This is a genomic window from Streptomyces sp. NPDC031064 (assembly GCF_055570965.1).
Window position 1 is genome coordinate 149,677 of sequence record NZ_JBVIGF010000003.1, and the last position, 16,026, is coordinate 165,702.

The following is a 16,026-nucleotide window of genomic DNA, read 5'->3' on the forward strand; positions in this document are numbered from 1 at the left end:
AGGTGAAGGAGAGACCGTGACCCTGGCCCTGACCGTCCTGACCACGACCGACAGCGCCGACAAGGCCCAGGAGCTGGCCCGTGGCGCGGTGGAGGCGCGGCTCGCCGCCTGCGCGCAGGTCTCCGGCCCGGTCACCTCCGTCTACCACTGGCAGAACGCCATCGAGACGAGCCAGGAGTGGCAGGTGTTCTTCAAGACGACGGAGGCCTGCTACGACACGCTGGCGGAGTACATCGCCGCGAAGCACGACTACGACACGCCCGAGATCCTCGCCCTGCCGGTGGTGCGGGGCAGCGCGGACTACCTGGCGTGGATGCAGCGGGAGACGTCGGCGCGATGACCGGGACGACCGCGGAGCTGCCCTTCTTCGTGTACGGGACGCTGCGCCCGGGCGAGTACAACCACGACCGGTTCCTCCGCGGCCGTACGGCGGCGGAGGAACCGGCGCGGCTGGCGGGCGCCCTGCTGTACGACGGGCCCGGGTACCCCTACCTGGTCCGGGGCGCGGGCCAGGTGGCGGGTGAGCTGATCAGCGCGGCGCCCGGCCGGTACGAGGCGCTCGTGGCCGTACTGGACCGCCTGGAACACGGGTACGAGCGGCAGGTGTGCGAGGTGGTGCGCACCCGGGACGGGGCGAGCGTCCGGGCGTGGGTGTACGTCGCGGCGTCCACCGTGCGGCTCGGTGAGCCGATAGCGGGCGGGGACTGGCTCAGTCGCCGGCCGCTTCGGGACGCACCGCTTCCAGGCGCACCGCGCACACCTTGAACTCGGGCATCCGGGACGTCGGGTCGAGCGCCGGGTTGGTCAGCGTGTTCGCCCGGCCCTCCCCCGCCCAGTGGAACGGCATGAACACCGTGTCCGGCCGGATGCCCGTGGTGATCCGCGCCGGTGCCACGGCCCGCCCGCGCCGCGACACCACCGCGACCGGCTCGCCCTCGGCGACGCCCAGCCGCTCGGCCAGCCGTGGGTGCAGCTCCACGAACGGCCCGGGCGCGGCGGCGTTCAGCTCCGCGACGCGCCGGGTCTGGGCGCCCGACTGGTACTGGGACACGACGCGCCCGGTCGTCAGCACCACCGGGTAGGCGTCGTCCGTCTCCTCGCCCGCCGCCCGGTGCGTCACGGGCACGAACCGCGCCCGCCCGTCCGGCGTCGCGAACCGGTCCAGGAACAGCCGGGGCGTGCCGGGGTGGTCCGGCTCGGGGCACGGCCAGAAGACGCCGTCCTCCTCCGCGATGCGGCGGTAGCTGATGCCCGCGTAGTCGGCGGGCCCGCCGGCCGAGGCGCGGCGCAGCTCGTCGAAGACCTCCTCCGGGTCGGTGGGGAAGCCCTTCTCCCACCCGAGCAGCCCGGCGAGCGCGTGCATCACCTCAAGGTCGTTGCGTACGTTCTCGGGCGGGTCGACGGCCCGGCGGCGCAGCAGGACGCGGCCTTCGAGGTTGGTGAGGGTGCCGGTCTCCTCCGCCCACTGGGTGACGGGCAGGACGACGTCGGCGAGCGCGGCGGTCTCGGACAGGACGACGTCCGCCACGGCCAGGAACTCCAGGGATTCGATCCGCTCCTGGATGTGCGCCGCGCGCGGCGCCGACACGACCGGGTTGGACCCCATGAGCAGCAGCGCCTTGATGTCGGTGCCCAGCGCGTCGAGCAGCTCGTAGGCGCTGCGCCCCGGCCCGGGGAGCGTGTCGGGGTCGACGCCCCACACGCCGGCGACGTGGGCGCGGGCGGCGGGGTCGTCGAGCTTGCGGTAGCCGGGGAGCTGATCGGCCTTCTGGCCGTGCTCGCGGCCGCCCTGCCCGTTGCCCTGCCCGGTCAGGCAGCCGTACCCGGACAGGGGCCGGCCGGCGCGGCCGGTGGCCAGGCACAGGTTGATCCAGGCGCCGACCGTGTCGGTGCCCTTGGACTGCTGCTCGGGCCCGCGAGCGGTCAGCACCATCGACTCGGGCGCGTCGCAGAACATCGCCACGGCCTCCCGGAGCTGCGGTACAGGTACGCCGGTGATCCGCTCGACGAGCGTGGGCCAGTGGGACATGGCGGCGGCCCGGGCGTCGGCCCAGCCCGTCGTACGGCTCGCGATGAACTCCTCGTCGGTCCGTCCCTCCGCCACGACCAGGTGCAGCAGCCCGAGGGCGAGCGCCAGGTCGGTGCCGGGGCGGGGTGCGAGGTGGAGGTCGGCCTGCTCGGCGGTCCGGGTGCGGCGGGGGTCGACGACGATGAGCCTGCCGCCGTTCTCCTTCAGCTCGGTGAGATAGCGGAGGGCCGGGGGCATGGTCTCGGCCAGGTTCGACCCGACGAGGATCACGCAGCCGGTGCGGGGGATGTCCTCCAGCGGGAAGGGCAGGCCCCTGTCGAGGCCGAAGGCCCGCTGGTGCGCGGCGGCGGCGGACGACATGCAGAACCGGCCGTTGTAGTCGATCTGCGAGGTCCCCAGGACCAGCCGGGCGAACTTGCCGAGCGTGTACGCCTTCTCGTTGGTCAGCCCGCCGCCCCCGAACACGCCGACGGCGTCGGCCCCGTGCCTGTTCCTGGTGCCGCGCAGCCCGTCGGCGACGGCACGCAGGGCCTCCTCCCAGGAGGCGGGTTCGAGCTCGCCTGTGGCGGGGCGTCGGACCAGGGGCCCGTCCAGCCTGACCCGGGAGGAGAGCACTGCGGGTGCGGTACGTCCCTTACCGCACAGGGCACCCCGGTTCACGGGGAAGTCCGTGCGCTCCACCACCTCGACGCCGTTGTCGGCGGGCCTGAGGTTCATCCCGCACTGAAGGGCGCAGTACGGGCAGTGCGTGGGGGTGGTGGCGGTGAGCATGCCCCCGAGCATGCGACGCGCGTGTTACGCCCACCGACACGCCGCATTACATGCCCGGTACGGCCGGCTCCGTCCGTGCCCGCCGGACCGGTGAGGCGTACGGGTGCTCCGGCGCCTTCGCCACGCCCGGTCAGCGCCCCAGCGCCTCGGCCACGCCCGTTTCCTCGCGGCCCAGGAACGTCGGGTCCGGTTCCACCGCCGCGTCCAGGGCCGCCTTTCCCGCCGCGACCAGTTCGCGGACCGCCCCGTAGTACCAGACCGAGTCCCGGGGCTCGTCGACGCCGACGCCGTAGGTGTCGATGCCCGCCTCCCGGCAGAGCGCGACCGCCCGGCGGATGTGGAAGCCCTGGGTCACCAGGACGGCCCGGTCGACGCCGAAGATCTTCTTGGCGCGGACGCACGAGTCCCAGGTGTCGAAGCCCGCGTAGTCGCTGACGATCCGCCCGTCCGGCACGCCCCGCTCCCGCAGGTAGGCGCGCATGGCGTCCGGCTCGTCGTACTCGACGCGGCCGTTGTCCCCGGTGACGAGGAGGACCTTCACCTTGCCGTCCCGGTACAGGGCGGCGGCGGTGTCGAGCCGGTGCGCCAGGTACGGCGTCGGGCGCCCCTTCCACAGGCCGGCCCCGAAGACGACGGCCACGTCCTGCGCGGGCACGTCCGCCGTCGTGCGCAGCCGGCCGTCGGCGACGGCGTGCATCCAGGTGGCGGGCGCCAGCGCCAGGACGCACCCCAGCATGACGCCCTGCGCCAGCCGCCGCTGCCCGCGCCGGCTCACCGGCCACCTCAGCCTCGACCGTATGGACCGAACCCCCGCCGGCCGAACCTCCGCCGGCCGAACCCCCGCCGGCCGAACCTCCGCCGGCCGAACCCCCGCCGACCGGACCCTCTGTCGGAATCCCACGCCCCACCTCCGCCTCTTCCGACGCCGGAACGGCCCGCCCGGTTCACTGGGCCAGGTGTGATCTCGACGGCGGCCGCCCGCCGTACAGGAGCGCGGCGAGCCCCGCCCCCAGCAGGCCGCCGAGCAGTTGGGCGGCGATGAAGCCCGGCATCGAGGCGGGCGCGATGCCGGTGAACGAGTCGGTCAGCGAGCGCCCCACCGTCGCGGCCGGGTTCGCGAAGGAACCGGACGAGGTGAACCAGATCGCGGCCGCGATGTACGCGGCGACCGCCAGCGGGGCGAGCTGGGCGCGCCCGATGCGGTCCAGGCCCTGGACGAGGAGCACCAGACCGGCGGTGGCCACGGTCTCGCCGAGCAGCAGATGGGCGTCGGAGCGGAGCTGCGTGGACCAACTGCCGGGCGCCCGCCCGAACATGGCCCCGGCGAGCAGGGCGCCCGCGACCGCGCCGGCCAACTGGGCGGTGATGTAGAGGACGACCTCCCGGCCGGTCAGGCCGTCGCGGCGGCCGCGTCCGGTCCACCACACGGAGAGGGTGACGACCGGGTTGAGGTGGGCACCGGAGACCGGCGCGAACAGCGCGATGAGCAGGCCGAGGCCGATCGCCGAGGCCAGGGAGTTGGCCAGGAGCTGCACCCCGACGTCGTGACTGAGACCGGTGGCCTGGATGCCCGAACCGATGATGACGGCCACCAGCGCCCCGGTACCGACGAGTTCCGCGCAGGCGCGGCGTGGCAGCTCCCTCTGCGTACCACCCATGAAACCCCCACTTCCTTTCTGCGGAAAACTGATTCCGCGTTTCGAAAAGAAGATAGCGGGTAAAAAAGATCGTTCTCTGCGGTACGCCCTGGCACGATGACCCGCATGACCACACCGGGCACCTGGGTCCGCGCTGCCGCCCGCAACAACGCCGAGTGGTGCGACGCCCTGTGCCGCGCCCACGGCCTGGGTGCCGGCACCTTCGGCGACCGCGCCTGGACGCACCCGCGCCGAACGCCGCCGTACTACCCGGACGCCGTCACCCTCGCCCCGGACGCCGCGCCGCACGAGCTGCTCGACGGCATCGACCGGAGCGTGCCCGGCTGTTCGGTCAAGGACAGCTTCGCCACCCTTGACCTGACCGGGCACGGCTTCGAGCCGCTCTTCGACGCCCGGTGGATCCACCGTCCCGCCGGCGCGCCCGCCCCGCCGCTCGGGGGCGCCGCCCCCTGGGAGCCCGTCCGCACCGCCGCCGGCCTCGCCGCCTGGGAGGCTGCCTGGAGCGGCGGGGCGCCCATGGACCTGTTCCGCCCCGCCCTCCTGGCCGATCCGGCCACCACCGTCCTCGCGGGCCGCGCCCCGGACGGCCGCATCGTCGCCGGGGCGGTCGTCAGCCACAGCCCCGGCTCCGGCGTCGTGGGCCTGTCCAACGTCTACGGCGCCGACCCCTGGCCCGGCTGCCTCGCCGCAGTCACCCGCCTGTGGCCCGGCGCCCCGGCCGTCGGCTACGAGCACGGCGACGACCTGACCGCCGCCCTCCACCACGGCTTCACCGCGTCCGGCACCCTCCGCGTCTGGGTCTCCCACATCTGAGCCCACCCGCGTGAGCCGGTGGAAAACACCCGTCACCCCCGCGCAACGACACGGCAACACCCGCCCGCCACCATCGGTGCATGACGGAGCCGGCCGATCCCCACGAGCCCAAGCCCCACGAGCCCCAGCCCCCCGAGACCGATCCCCACGAGCCCCAGCCCCTCGGCACCACCGCCCAGATGCTCACCCGCATCACCGCGCAGCTCGGCACCCAGCTCACCCATCTCCACCTCAACGGAACGCGCAGGCCCATGAGCACACCCCACCTGCCCACCCTCGTCGCCGTCGCCCACGGCAGCCGTGACCCCCGCGCCCTGACCACCGTGAACGCCCTGCTCGACCAGGTCCGCGAACTGCGGCCCGGGCTCCCGGTACGGCTCGGCCACATCGAACTGAACGCCCCCCTCCTCACCGACACCCTGGCCGGCCTCGACGGCGGCGACGCCGTTCTCGTACCCCTCCTCCTCAGTCGCGGCTACCACGTCAAGCACGACCTGCCCGGCGCCGCCGCCACCGCACCCCACCTGCGCGTGCGCGTCGCCGCCCCGCTCGGCCCCCACCCCCTGCTCGTCGAGGCGCTCCACGACCGGCTCACCGAGGCGGGCTGGCCCACCGCGCACGGCACCGGCCGCCGCTCCGGCATCCACGGCTCCGGCGTCGTGCTCGCCGCCGCCGGGTCCCGCGACCCCGACTCCGCCGCCGACACCCGCCGCACCGCCGCGCTGCTCGGCGAGCGCCTCGGCGGCGTACCCGTCCTCCCCGCGTACGCCTCCGCCGCCTCGCCCACCGTCCCCGAGGCCGTCCGCGCCCTCGCCGCCAGGGGCCGCCACCGGATAGCCGTCGCGTCCTACTTCACCGCCCCCGGCCTGTTCGCCACCCGCAGCGCCGCCGCCGCGCCCTGGATCGCCGCCGCACCCCTCGGCCCGCACCCCGCCCTCGCCCGGCTCGTCCTCCACCGCTACGACCAGGCCCTCACTCGCCCGTGCGTCCCCCCTTCCTCCCAACTGGTCTCCGTCTGACCGGTTCACCGTCAGTCCCTGCGGTTACCTTCAGTGCATGAACGGCATGGACGGCATGGACGGTATCGACGGCACGAACAGCACGAACAGCACAAGCGGTACGAGCGGTACTTACGACGCGACGGCCACCGCGCGCTGGGCCACCGAGCCCGACAAGCGGCCGGGCCGCACCGCGTTCCAGCGGGACCGCGCACGGGTGCTGCACTCCAGCGCGCTGCGCCGCCTGGCCGGCAAGACCCAGGTCGTCACTCCCGGCTCCCGCAGCCATGCCTGGGACCCCAGCCCCCGCACCCGGCTCACCCACTCCCTGGAGTGCGCCCAGGTCGGCCGCGAGCTCGGCGCCGCCCTCGGCTGCGACCCCGACCTCGTCGAGGCCGCCTGCCTCTCGCACGACATGGGCCACCCGCCCTTCGGGCACAACGGCGAACAGGCCCTGAACGACTTCGCCAAGGACTGCGGCGGCTTCGAGGGCAACGCCCAGTCACTGCGCCTGCTCACCCGCATCGAACCCAAGCGGTTCATCCCCGACGAGGCGACCGGCGAGCTCGTCAGCGTCGGACTCAACCTCACCCGTGCCGCCCTCGACGCCGCCACCAAGTACCCCTGGCCACGCGGCGCCCACCCCACCGACCCCGACTCGCCCAAGTTCGGGGTGTACGAGGACGACCTCCCCGTCTTCGCCTGGGTGCGGCAGGGCGCCCCCGGACACCGCCAGTGCTTCGAGGCCCAGGTCATGGACTGGTCCGACGACGTCGCCTACTCGGTGCACGACTTCGAGGACGGCCTGCACGCCGGGCACATCGACCCCAACCTGCTGCTCGCCGAACCCGAGCGCGCCGACATCTGGCGCGTCGCCATCGGGCGGTACGTCCCCGCCGGCACCGACCCGCAGGAGCTCGCCGACGCCCTCGACCGGCTCATGGAGCAGGAGTGGTGGCCGCACGGCTACGACGGCACCGCCATCGCCCAGGCCCGCCTGAAGGACGCCACCAGCCAGCTCATCGGCCGCTTCTGCCTCGCCGCCGAGGCCGCCACCCGCCGGGCCCACGGCACCGGCCGCCTCACCCGCTACGCCGCCGAGCTCGTCGTACCGCGCGAGACCCGCAACGAGTGCGCGGTGCTCAAGGCGGTCGCCGACCGGTACGTCATGCAGCGCGCCGAGCAGGAGGCGCTGCGGGCCGACCAGCGCGTCGTACTCGCCGAACTGGCCGAGGCGCTGACCGCCCGCGCGCCCGAGGGCCTGGACCCCCAGTTCCGCGCCCTGTTCGACGCGGCACCCGACGACCGGGCCCGCAAGCGGGTGATCGTCGACCAGATCGCCTCGCTCACCGACGCCTCCGCCCGCACCCTGCACGCCCGCCTGACCAGCCGCCGCTGAACGAGGCGCCCGTTCCCTTCGTCCTCTTCCGACATCACGCTCCGTACGGGACGCTGCTGGTGGACGGCGGCGTAGCGTGGCAATCCCGGAACCACCAGGAGGCAACAAGTGGTCGACGCAGATCAGACCTTCGTCATCGTCGGCGGGGGACTGGCCGGGGCCAAGGCGGCGGAGACACTCCGCTCCGAAGGTTTCACCGGCCGCGTGATCCTCATCGGTGACGAGGTCGACCCGCCCTACGAACGCCCGCCCCTGTCCAAGGGCTACCTCACCGGCAAGGAACCGCGCGACAAGGCCTTCGTCCACGAGTCCGGCTGGTACGCGGAGAAGGACATCGAGCTGCACCTCGGCCAGCCCGTCACCGCCGTCGACCGCACCGCCCGGACGGTACGCCTCGGCGACGGCACCACCATCGGCTACGACAAGCTCCTGCTGGCCACCGGCGCCGAGCCGCGCCGGCTCGACATCCCCGGCACCGACCTCGCCGGCGTCCACCACCTGCGCCGCCTGCCGGGCGCCGACCGGCTCCAGGGCACCCTCGCCGCGCTCGGCCGCGACAACGGCCACCTGGTGATCGCCGGGGCCGGCTGGATCGGCCTGGAGGTCGCCGCCGCCGCACGCGGATACGGCGCCGAGGTCACCGTCGTCGAACCGGACCCCACCCCCCTGTACCGGGTCATCGGCCCCGAGCTGGGCCAGCTCTTCACCGACCTGCACGCCGAGCGCGGGGTCCGCTTCCGCTTCGGCACCCGCCTCACCGAGATCGTGGGCCAGGACGGCATGGTGCTGGCCGCCCGCACCGAGGACGGCGAGGAACACCCCGCCCACGCCGTGCTGGTCGCGGTCGGCGCCGCCCCCTGCACCGCCCTCGCCGAGAACGCCGGGCTCGCCCTGGTCGACCGCGCCCACGGCGGCGGCATCGCCGTCGACGCCTCGCTGCGCACCTCCGACCCGGACATCCACGCCGCCGGTGACGTGGCCGCCGCCGAGCACCCCCTCCTGCACACCCGGCTGCGCGTCGAACACTGGGCCAACGCCCTCAACGGCGGCCCCGCCGCCGCCCGCGCCATGCTCGGCCAGGACGTCTCCTACGACCGGGTCCCTTACTTCTACTCCGACCAGTACGACCTCGGCATGGAGTACAGCGGCTGGGCACCGCCCGGCTCCTACGACCAGGTCGTGCTCCGCGGCGACGTGGGCAAGCGGGAGTTCATCGCCTTCTGGCTGAAGGAGCGCCGCGTGCTGGCCGGGATGAACGTGAATGTGTGGGACGTCACACCCGGCATCCAGGACCTCGTCCGTTCCCGTACGCCCGTGGACCCCGAGGCCCTCGCCGACCCCGCCACACCGCTCGGTGAAGTCCTGCCCCACCCGTAGAATTCGTGCGTGGCAGGCGGCAGGATCAACGATGACGACGTGAAGGCGGTACGGGACGCGGTCCCGATCGACGCCGTCGTGTCCGAGTACCTCCAGCTCCGCAGCGCCGGCGGCGGCAACCTCAAGGGTCTGTGCCCCTTCCACGACGAGAAGTCCCCCTCCTTCCAGGTCAGCCCCAGCAAGGGCCTCTTCCACTGCTTCGGCTGCCAGGAGGGCGGGGACACCATCGCCTTCGTGATGAAGATCGACCACCTCTCCTTCTCGGAGACGGTCGAGCGCCTCGCCGCCAAGGCGGGCATCACCCTGCGCTACGAGGAGGGCGGGTACAACCCCGGCCACCAGCGCGGGGAGCGGATCCGGCTGATCGAGGCCCACAAGGCGGCCGCCCAGTTCTACGTCGAGCAGTTGGACAGCGCCGAGGCCGAGATCGGGCGCAAGTTCCTCGCCGAGCGCGGCTTCGACCAGGCCGCCGCCCAGCACTTCGGCGTCGGCTACAGCCCGGCCGGCTGGGACCACCTCACCCGTTACCTGCGCGGTAAGGGCTTCACCGACAAGGAGCTGCTCGTCTCCGGGCTCGCCCAGGAGTCGCGCCGCAACCCCATCGACCGCTTCCGCGGCCGCCTGATGTGGCCGATCCGGGACGTCGGCGGCGACGTCGTCGGCTTCGGCGCGCGCAAGCTGCGCGACGACGACAACGGGCCCAAGTACCTCAACACGCCCGAGACGCCCATCTACAAGAAGTCCCAGGTGCTGTACGGCATCGACCTGGCCAAGAAGGACATCGCCAAGTCCAGCCGGGCCGTCGTCGTCGAGGGCTACACCGACGTCATGGCCTGCCACCTCGCCGGGGTCACCACCGCCATCGCCACCTGCGGCACCGCCTTCGGCGGCGACCACATCAAGATCCTCCGCCGGCTGCTGATGGACAACGGCTCGGCCCGCGTCATCTTCACCTTCGACGGCGACGCCGCCGGACAGAAGGCCGCGCTGCGCGCCTTCGAGGACGACCAGAAGTTCGCCGCCGAGACGTACATCGCCATCGCCCCGGACGGCATGGACCCCTGCGAGCTGCGCCTCGCCAAGGGCGACGAGGCGGTCGCCGACCTCGTCGAGCCGCGCACCCCGCTCTTCGAGTTCGCGCTGCGGCAGATCGTGAACCGGTACGACCTGGAGACCCCGGCCGGCCGGGCCGCCGCCCTCGACGAGGCCGCGCCGATCGTCGCCCGCATCAAGAACGTCGCCTCGCAGCACGAGGTCGCCGTGCAGCTCGCGGGCATGCTCGGCATCCTCGACACCCAGTTCGTCGTCAAGCGCGTCGCCCAGCTCGCCCGCTGGGCCCGCGACCGCGGCGGCCGGGGCCCGGCGCCGGCACCCAGCCGCCCCGCGCCCGTGGTGCAGGCCCCGACCGCCCCCTCCGGCCCCGCGCTCAACCTCCGCAGCCCCGCCCACCGCACCGAGCGCGAACTGCTCAAGCTCGCCCTCCAGTACCCGGCCCTCGTCTCGCCCGCCTTCGACGCGTACGGCATCGACGAGTTCACCGCCCCGCCCTACGCCGCCGTGCGGCAGGCCGTCGCGGACGCGGGCGGCGCCGAGCAGGGCGTGGCCGACGCCGCCGACTACCTCGCCCGGGTCCGCGACGCCGCCCCCAACGACACGGTGCGCGCGCTGGTCACCGAGCTGGCCGTCGAGGCCATCCACGCACGCGTGGTCGACGAGACGTACGCGGGCACGCAGTTGGTCTCCGTCCGCCTCCGCGCGGTCGACCGCCGCGTCCGCGACGTCCAGGGCACCCTCGCCCGCCTCGGCTCCCACGGCGACCCCGACCACCTCGCCGCCGTCCAGAACGAGCTCTGGGTCCTCCAGCAGTACGCCCAGTCCCTCCGCAATCAGGGAGCGGCGGCCCTCTAGCCTCCGGCACCGGCACCCCACGCCGTCGACCGGTCGCGCCGCATCTCCCGGGGGGCGGCCCCCGGCCCCCCGGCAGGGCCGTGGTGGCCGTCCCCTTCGTGGGCGCCCGACGTCCACGGCGTCCGCCGTCAGCTCCCCGTCACCGGCCGATCGCAAAAAGTGGTCGCACGCCCCTACTGGCGGTGATGTGTCGTACCCCACACTGGGGGCGGTGGGCACGGCCGCCGCCGTCCCGCTGCCGCACGCCCCCGACCCGGCAGCGATCACCATGGAGGTCGCCCTCGTGCAGCCCCGGACCCTGACCGACATCGACGCGGCCGCGGCCACGGCCACTGCCACCGCCGTGCCCGTACAGGGCATTCGGCCGCGCCACCCGGAAGCCCTGCCCGACGCCGTGACCGATCCGGACGAACCCGAGCACGTGCCGCTCCCCAGCCGCAGCCGCGCCGCCGCCGAGTCGGGCGGCGGAAGCGCCTCCTCCGACCTCTTCCGCCAGTACCTCCGCGAGATCGGCCGCATCCCGCTGCTGACCGCCGCCGAAGAGGTCGAGCTGGCCCGCCGCGTCGAGGCCGGCCTGTTCGCCGAGGAGAAGCTCGCCGGCACCCCCGACCTGGACTCCCAGCTCGCCCTGGACCTCGACCGGCTGGTCGTCATGGGCCGGATGGCCAAGCGCCGCCTGATCGAGGCGAACCTGCGGCTCGTGGTCTCCGTCGCCAAGCGGTACGTCGGCCGCGGCCTGACCATGCTCGACCTCGTCCAGGAGGGCAACCTCGGCCTGATCAGGGCGGTCGAGAAGTTCGACTACGCGCGCGGCTTCAAGTTCTCGACGTACGCGACCTGGTGGATCCGCCAGGCCATGTCCCGCGCCCTCGCCGACCAGGCGCGCACCATCCGCGTCCCGGTCCACGTCGTCGAGCTGATCAACCGGGTCGTACGGGTCCAGCGCCGGATGCTCCAGGAGCGCGGCTGTGAACCCACCCACGACGAGGTCGCCGCCCACCTCGACCTGGCGCCCGAGCGGGTCGGCGAGGTGCTGCGCCTCGCGCAGGAGCCGGTCTCCCTGCACGCCCCGGTGGGGGAGGAGGACGACGTCGCGCTCGGCGACCTCATAGAGGACGGCGACGCCGCGTCCCCCGTCGAGTCCGCGGCGTTCCTCCTGCTGCGCGAGCACCTGGAGGCCGTCCTGTCCACGCTCGGCGAGCGCGAACGCAAGGTCGTCCAGCTCCGCTACGGCCTGGTCGACGGCCGGCCCCGCACCCTGGAGGAGATCGGACGGATCTTCGGCGTGACGCGCGAACGCATCCGCCAGATCGAGTCCAAGACCCTCAACAAGCTGCGGGACCACGCCTTCGCGGACCAACTGCGCGGCTACCTGGACTGAACCGCCCCGTCAGTCGACCTCCGCCACCGCCTGCGCGAACTGCGCCGCGTACAGGCGGGCGTAGGCGCCCTCCGCCGCCAGCAGCTCCTCGTGCGAGCCCTGCTCGACGATCGCGCCGTTCTCCATCACCAGGATCACGTCCGCGTCGCGGATGGTCGACAGCCGGTGCGCGATGACGAAGCTTGTCCGCCCGTGGGCGAGGCGGGCCATCGCCTTCTGGATGAGCACCTCCGTACGGGTGTCGACGGAGCTGGTCGCCTCGTCCAGGACCAGGATCACCGGGTCGGACAGGAACGCCCGCGCGATGGTGACGAGCTGCTTCTCGCCCGCGCTGACGCCCGCCCCCTCCTCGTCGATGACGGTGTCGTACCCGTCAGGCAGGGTGCGGATGAACCGGTCGGCGTGCGCGGCCCGGGCCGCCGCCTCGATCTCCTCCCGCGTCACCGGACGCGAGGCGCCGTAGGCGATGTTGTCGGCGATCGTGCCGCCGAACAGCCAGGTGTCCTGGAGCACCATGCCGATGCCCGAGCGCAGCTCGTCCCGCGTCATCTCCGTGACGTCCACCCCGTCCAGCAGGATGCGGCCGCCCGTCACCTCGTAGAACCGCATCAGCAGATTGACCAGCGTGGTCTTGCCGGCGCCCGTCGGGCCGACGATCGCGACCGTCTGGCCCGGCTCCACCGACAGGGACAGGTCCTCGATGAGCGGCCGGTCCGGCTCGTAGCGGAACGACACCTTCTCCAGCGTGACCCGCCCGGCGGGCTCCCAGACGCCGCCCGGCACCGGAGCGGTGTCCGGCTCCTGCTCCTCCGCGTCCAGCAGCTCGAAGATCCGCTCCGCCGAGGCGACCCCGGACTGCACCAGGTTGGCCATCGACGCCACCTGCGTCAGCGGCATCGAGAACTGCCGCGAGTACTGGATGAACGCCTGGACGTCGCCGATGGACAGCGTGCCGGACGCGACGCGCAGCCCGCCCACCACCGCCACCAGGACGTAGTTCAGGTTCGAGACGAAGAACATCAGCGGCTGCATGATCCCGCTGTTGAACTGCGCCCGGAACCCGGCCTCGTACAGCGCCTCGTTCTGCTCCCGGAAGTCGGCCGCCGCCTCGCCCTGCCGGCCGAAGACCTTCACCAGGGCGTGCCCGGAGTACATCTCCTCGATGTGGGCGTTGAGCCTGCCCGTCGACTTCCACTGCTGCACGAAGTGCGGCTGCGACCGCTTGCCCACCCTCGTCGCCACGAACACCGACAGCGGCACCGTCACCAGCGCGACCAGCGCCAGCAGCGGCGAGATCCAGAACATCATCACCAGCACCCCGACGATGGTCAGCGCCGAGTTGATGAGCTGGCCCATCGTCTGCTGCATGGTCTGCGAGATGTTGTCGATGTCGTTCGTCGCCCGGCTCAGCACCTCGCCGCGCTTGGCCCGGTCGAAGTACGCAAGCGGCAGCCGCTCCAGCTTGGCCTGCACGTCCTCCCGCAGCCGGTACACGGTCCGGTTGATCACCCGGATCGACATCCGCGTCGACACCAGCATCAGCAGCCCGGCGGCCACGTACACGATCAGGACCGCCATGAGTACGCCGCCGACGGCGGTGAAGTCGATGCCCTGCCCAGGGTGGAAGTCCACCCCCGACAGCATGTCCGCGAGCCCGTCGTCCCCGTCGGCCCGCAGCCCCGCCACGGCCTGCTCCTTGGTGAGCCCGTCCGGCATGTCCCGCCCGACCACCCCCGCGAAGACGAGGTCGGTGGCCCGCCCCAGGATCATCGGCCCGACCACCGTCAGCGCCACGCTCAGCACCCCGGCCGCCAGCATCGCCCACAGGGTGGCCTTCTCCGGCCGGAGCTGCCGCAGCAGCCGCCTGCCCGACCCCTTGAAGTCCATCGACCGCTGATCGGGGCCCGCACCGGCCGCCGCCATCATCCGTCCTGCCGCCGGCCCCGCCATCAGGCAGCCTCCGCCTCGGTCAACTGGGAGAGCACGATCTCCCGGTACGTTTCGTTGTCCGCCATCAGCTCGTGGTGGCGGCCCGTCCCCACGACCCGGCCCTCGTCGAGGACCACGATCCGGTCGGCGTCACGGATCGTCGACACGCGCTGGGCGACGATCACCACCGTGGCCTCGGCGGTCTCCGCCGCCAGCGCCGCCCGCAACAGCGCGTCCGTCGTGTAGTCCAGCGCCGAGAAGGAGTCGTCGAACAGGTAGATCTCCGGCCGCTGCACCAGCGTCCGCGCGATCGCCAGGCGCTGCCGCTGCCCGCCCGACACGTTCGTCCCGCCCTGCGCGATGGGCGCGTCCAGGCCGTGCTCCAGCTCCCGGACGAAGTCGGCGGCCTGGGCCACCTCCAGCGCGTGCCACAGCTCCTCGTCGGACGCGTCGGGGTTCCCGTACCGGAGGTTCGTCGCCACGGTCCCCGAGAACAGGTACGGCCTCTGCGGCACCAGACCGACCGTCCGCGCCATCAGCGCCGGGTCCAGCTCGCGTACGTCCACGCCGTCGACCAGCACCTCGCCGCCCGTGACGTCGAACAGCCGGGGCACCAGCCCCAGCAGCGTCGACTTGCCGCTGCCGGTCGACCCGATGATCGCCGTCGTCTCGCCCGGCCGGGCCACCAGGTCGACCCCGCGCAGCACCGGCTCCTCGGCGCCCGGGTAGCGGAAGTCCGCGCCCCGCACCTCCAGGTGCCCGCGCCGCCGCAGCTCCCGCACCGGGGCCACCGGAGGGATCACGCTCGACTCCGTACGCAGCACTTCCTCGATGCGCTCGGCGCACACCTCGGCACGCGGCACCATCATGAACATGAACGTGGCCATCATCACGGCCATCACGATCTGCATCAGGTAGGCCAGGAACGCCGTCAGCGCGCCGATCTCCATCCCGCCGCTGTCGATGCGGTGCGCACCGAACCAGACCACGGCGACGCTGGAGACGTTCACGACCGTCATCACGGTGGGGAACATCAGCGCCATCAGCCTGCCGGTCGACATCGACACGTCGGTCAGGTCGGCGTTGGCGCGCTCGAACCGCTCCCGTTCGTAGGCGTCCTTCACGAAGGCGCGGATCACCCGGTTGCCGGTGATCTGCTCGCGCAGCACCCGGTTCACCGTGTCCAGCCGCTCCTGCATCGTCCGGAACAGCGGCCGCATCCTCTTCACGATCAGCGAGACGGAGACGCCCAGTACCGGCACCACCGCCAGCAGCACCCCGGACAGCGGCACGTCCTGCCCGAGCGCCATGACGATGCCGCCCACGCACATGATCGGCGCCGACACCATCAGCGTGAACGCCATCAGCACCAGCATCTGCACCTGCTGGACGTCGTTGGTCGTCCGCGTGATCAGCGACGGTGCCCCGAAGTGCCCCACCTCCCGCGCCGAGAACGACTGCACCCGGTCGAAGACCGCCGCCCGCACGTCCCGTCCGAGCGCCGCGGCGGTGCGCGCCCCGTAGTAGACCGCGCCGACGTTGCAGACGACCTGCACCACCGAGACGGCGATCATCAGCGCGCCGAAGGTGAGGATGTAACCGGTGTCGCCGCGTACGACACCGTTGTCAATGATGTCCGCGTTGAGCGTGGGCAGGTAGAGGGTGGCGCACGTCTGCAAGAGCTGAAGTGCCACCAACAGGGCTATGGGCCGCTTGTACGGCCGCAGATGGATCCGGAGAAGTTGTCTGAGCACGGGTTCAAC

At 72.9% G+C, this 16,026-nt stretch carries 13 protein-coding genes; 8 read left to right on the top strand and 5 right to left on the bottom strand.

The genetic code is table 11. From position 1 onward, the window contains the following. Positions 1-16: 16 nt before the first annotated feature. Together cutA and ACZ46W_RS11660 are read left to right on the top strand one after the other, a co-directional pair. The gene (cutA, locus tag ACZ46W_RS11655) at positions 17-340 is read left to right on the top strand and encodes a divalent-cation tolerance protein CutA (protein ID WP_468335125.1); all 324 of its coding nucleotides are present in this window, start codon (positions 17-19) and stop codon (positions 338-340) included. Next, positions 337-765, top strand: a complete 429-nt coding sequence (locus ACZ46W_RS11660) for a gamma-glutamylcyclotransferase family protein (protein WP_468335128.1) — start codon at positions 337-339, stop codon at positions 763-765. Before cutA ends, ACZ46W_RS11660 begins: the two co-directional genes overlap by 4 nt. Here the strand turns inward: ACZ46W_RS11660 and ACZ46W_RS11665 are convergent. From ACZ46W_RS11665 to ACZ46W_RS11675, 3 genes are all read right to left on the bottom strand, one after another. Further along, positions 710-2,800: a molybdopterin oxidoreductase family protein gene (locus tag ACZ46W_RS11665; protein WP_468335131.1), complete on the bottom strand. Its 2,091-nt coding sequence runs from the start codon at positions 2,798-2,800 to the stop codon at positions 710-712. The two genes, ACZ46W_RS11660 and ACZ46W_RS11665, sit on opposite strands and share 56 nt — an antisense overlap. Before the next feature lie 130 nt (positions 2,801-2,930). Then, positions 2,931-3,599 (bottom strand): SanA/YdcF family protein, encoded by a 669-nt coding sequence (locus ACZ46W_RS11670; RefSeq protein WP_468336938.1) that lies wholly within the window; start codon positions 3,597-3,599, stop codon positions 2,931-2,933. Positions 3,600-3,744: 145 nt separating this feature from the next. Next, entirely contained in the window at positions 3,745-4,458 is a 714-nt protein-coding gene (locus tag ACZ46W_RS11675) for an aquaporin (protein WP_468335134.1), read from the bottom strand. Between the two features lie 105 nt (positions 4,459-4,563). Between ACZ46W_RS11675 and ACZ46W_RS11680 the strand changes: the two genes are divergently transcribed. The 6 genes from ACZ46W_RS11680 to ACZ46W_RS11705 all read left to right on the top strand — a co-directional run bounded on the left by ACZ46W_RS11680 (position 4,564) and on the right by ACZ46W_RS11705 (position 12,334). Further along, entirely contained in the window at positions 4,564-5,271 is a 708-nt protein-coding gene (locus ACZ46W_RS11680; RefSeq protein WP_468335137.1) for a hypothetical protein, read from the top strand. 80 nt (positions 5,272-5,351) lie between these two features. Then, positions 5,352-6,290, top strand: a complete 939-nt coding sequence (locus ACZ46W_RS11685) for a sirohydrochlorin chelatase (protein ID WP_468335140.1) — start codon at positions 5,352-5,354, stop codon at positions 6,288-6,290. Between the two features lie 55 nt (positions 6,291-6,345). Next, positions 6,346-7,668, top strand: coding sequence for a deoxyguanosinetriphosphate triphosphohydrolase (locus tag ACZ46W_RS11690; RefSeq protein ID WP_468336941.1), 1,323 nt, complete (start codon positions 6,346-6,348; stop codon positions 7,666-7,668). Between the two features lie 108 nt (positions 7,669-7,776). Then, positions 7,777-9,045, top strand: coding sequence for an NAD(P)/FAD-dependent oxidoreductase (locus ACZ46W_RS11695; protein WP_468335144.1), 1,269 nt, complete (start codon positions 7,777-7,779; stop codon positions 9,043-9,045). A 9-nt stretch (positions 9,046-9,054) separates the two neighbouring features. Continuing rightward, positions 9,055-10,953 carry a DNA primase gene (dnaG, locus tag ACZ46W_RS11700; protein ID WP_468335147.1) on the top strand — a complete coding sequence of 633 codons (1,899 nt, stop codon included), beginning with the start codon at positions 9,055-9,057 and terminating at the stop codon, positions 10,951-10,953. Positions 10,954-11,140: 187 nt separating this feature from the next. After that, positions 11,141-12,334 (top strand): RNA polymerase sigma factor, encoded by a 1,194-nt coding sequence (locus ACZ46W_RS11705; RefSeq protein ID WP_468335150.1) that lies wholly within the window; start codon positions 11,141-11,143, stop codon positions 12,332-12,334. Between the two features lie 9 nt (positions 12,335-12,343). Here the strand turns inward: ACZ46W_RS11705 and ACZ46W_RS11710 are convergent, their stop codons facing one another. Further along, entirely contained in the window at positions 12,344-14,284 is a 1,941-nt protein-coding gene (locus ACZ46W_RS11710; protein WP_468335153.1) for an ABC transporter ATP-binding protein, read from the bottom strand. Continuing rightward, a complete protein-coding gene (locus tag ACZ46W_RS11715) occupies positions 14,284-16,017 on the bottom strand; it encodes an ABC transporter ATP-binding protein (protein ID WP_468335156.1) in 1,734 nt (577 codons plus the stop codon). Before ACZ46W_RS11715 ends, ACZ46W_RS11710 begins: the two co-directional genes overlap by 1 nt. Positions 16,018-16,026: the final 9 nt, after the last annotated feature.

Coding starts and splice junctions, on each gene's coding strand:
- ACZ46W_RS11660 (WP_468335128.1), top strand. CDS start 337: ATGACCGGGACGACCGCGGAGCTGCCCTTCTTCGTGTACGGGACGCTG.
- ACZ46W_RS11665 (WP_468335131.1), bottom strand. CDS start 2,800: ATGCTCACCGCCACCACCCCCACGCACTGCCCGTACTGCGCCCTTCAG.
- ACZ46W_RS11675 (WP_468335134.1), bottom strand. CDS start 4,458: ATGGGTGGTACGCAGAGGGAGCTGCCACGCCGCGCCTGCGCGGAACTC.
- ACZ46W_RS11680 (WP_468335137.1), top strand. CDS start 4,564: ATGACCACACCGGGCACCTGGGTCCGCGCTGCCGCCCGCAACAACGCC.
- ACZ46W_RS11685 (WP_468335140.1), top strand. CDS start 5,352: ATGACGGAGCCGGCCGATCCCCACGAGCCCAAGCCCCACGAGCCCCAG.
- ACZ46W_RS11690 (WP_468336941.1), top strand. CDS start 6,346: ATGGACGGTATCGACGGCACGAACAGCACGAACAGCACAAGCGGTACG.
- ACZ46W_RS11710 (WP_468335153.1), bottom strand. CDS start 14,284: ATGGCGGGGCCGGCGGCAGGACGGATGATGGCGGCGGCCGGTGCGGGC.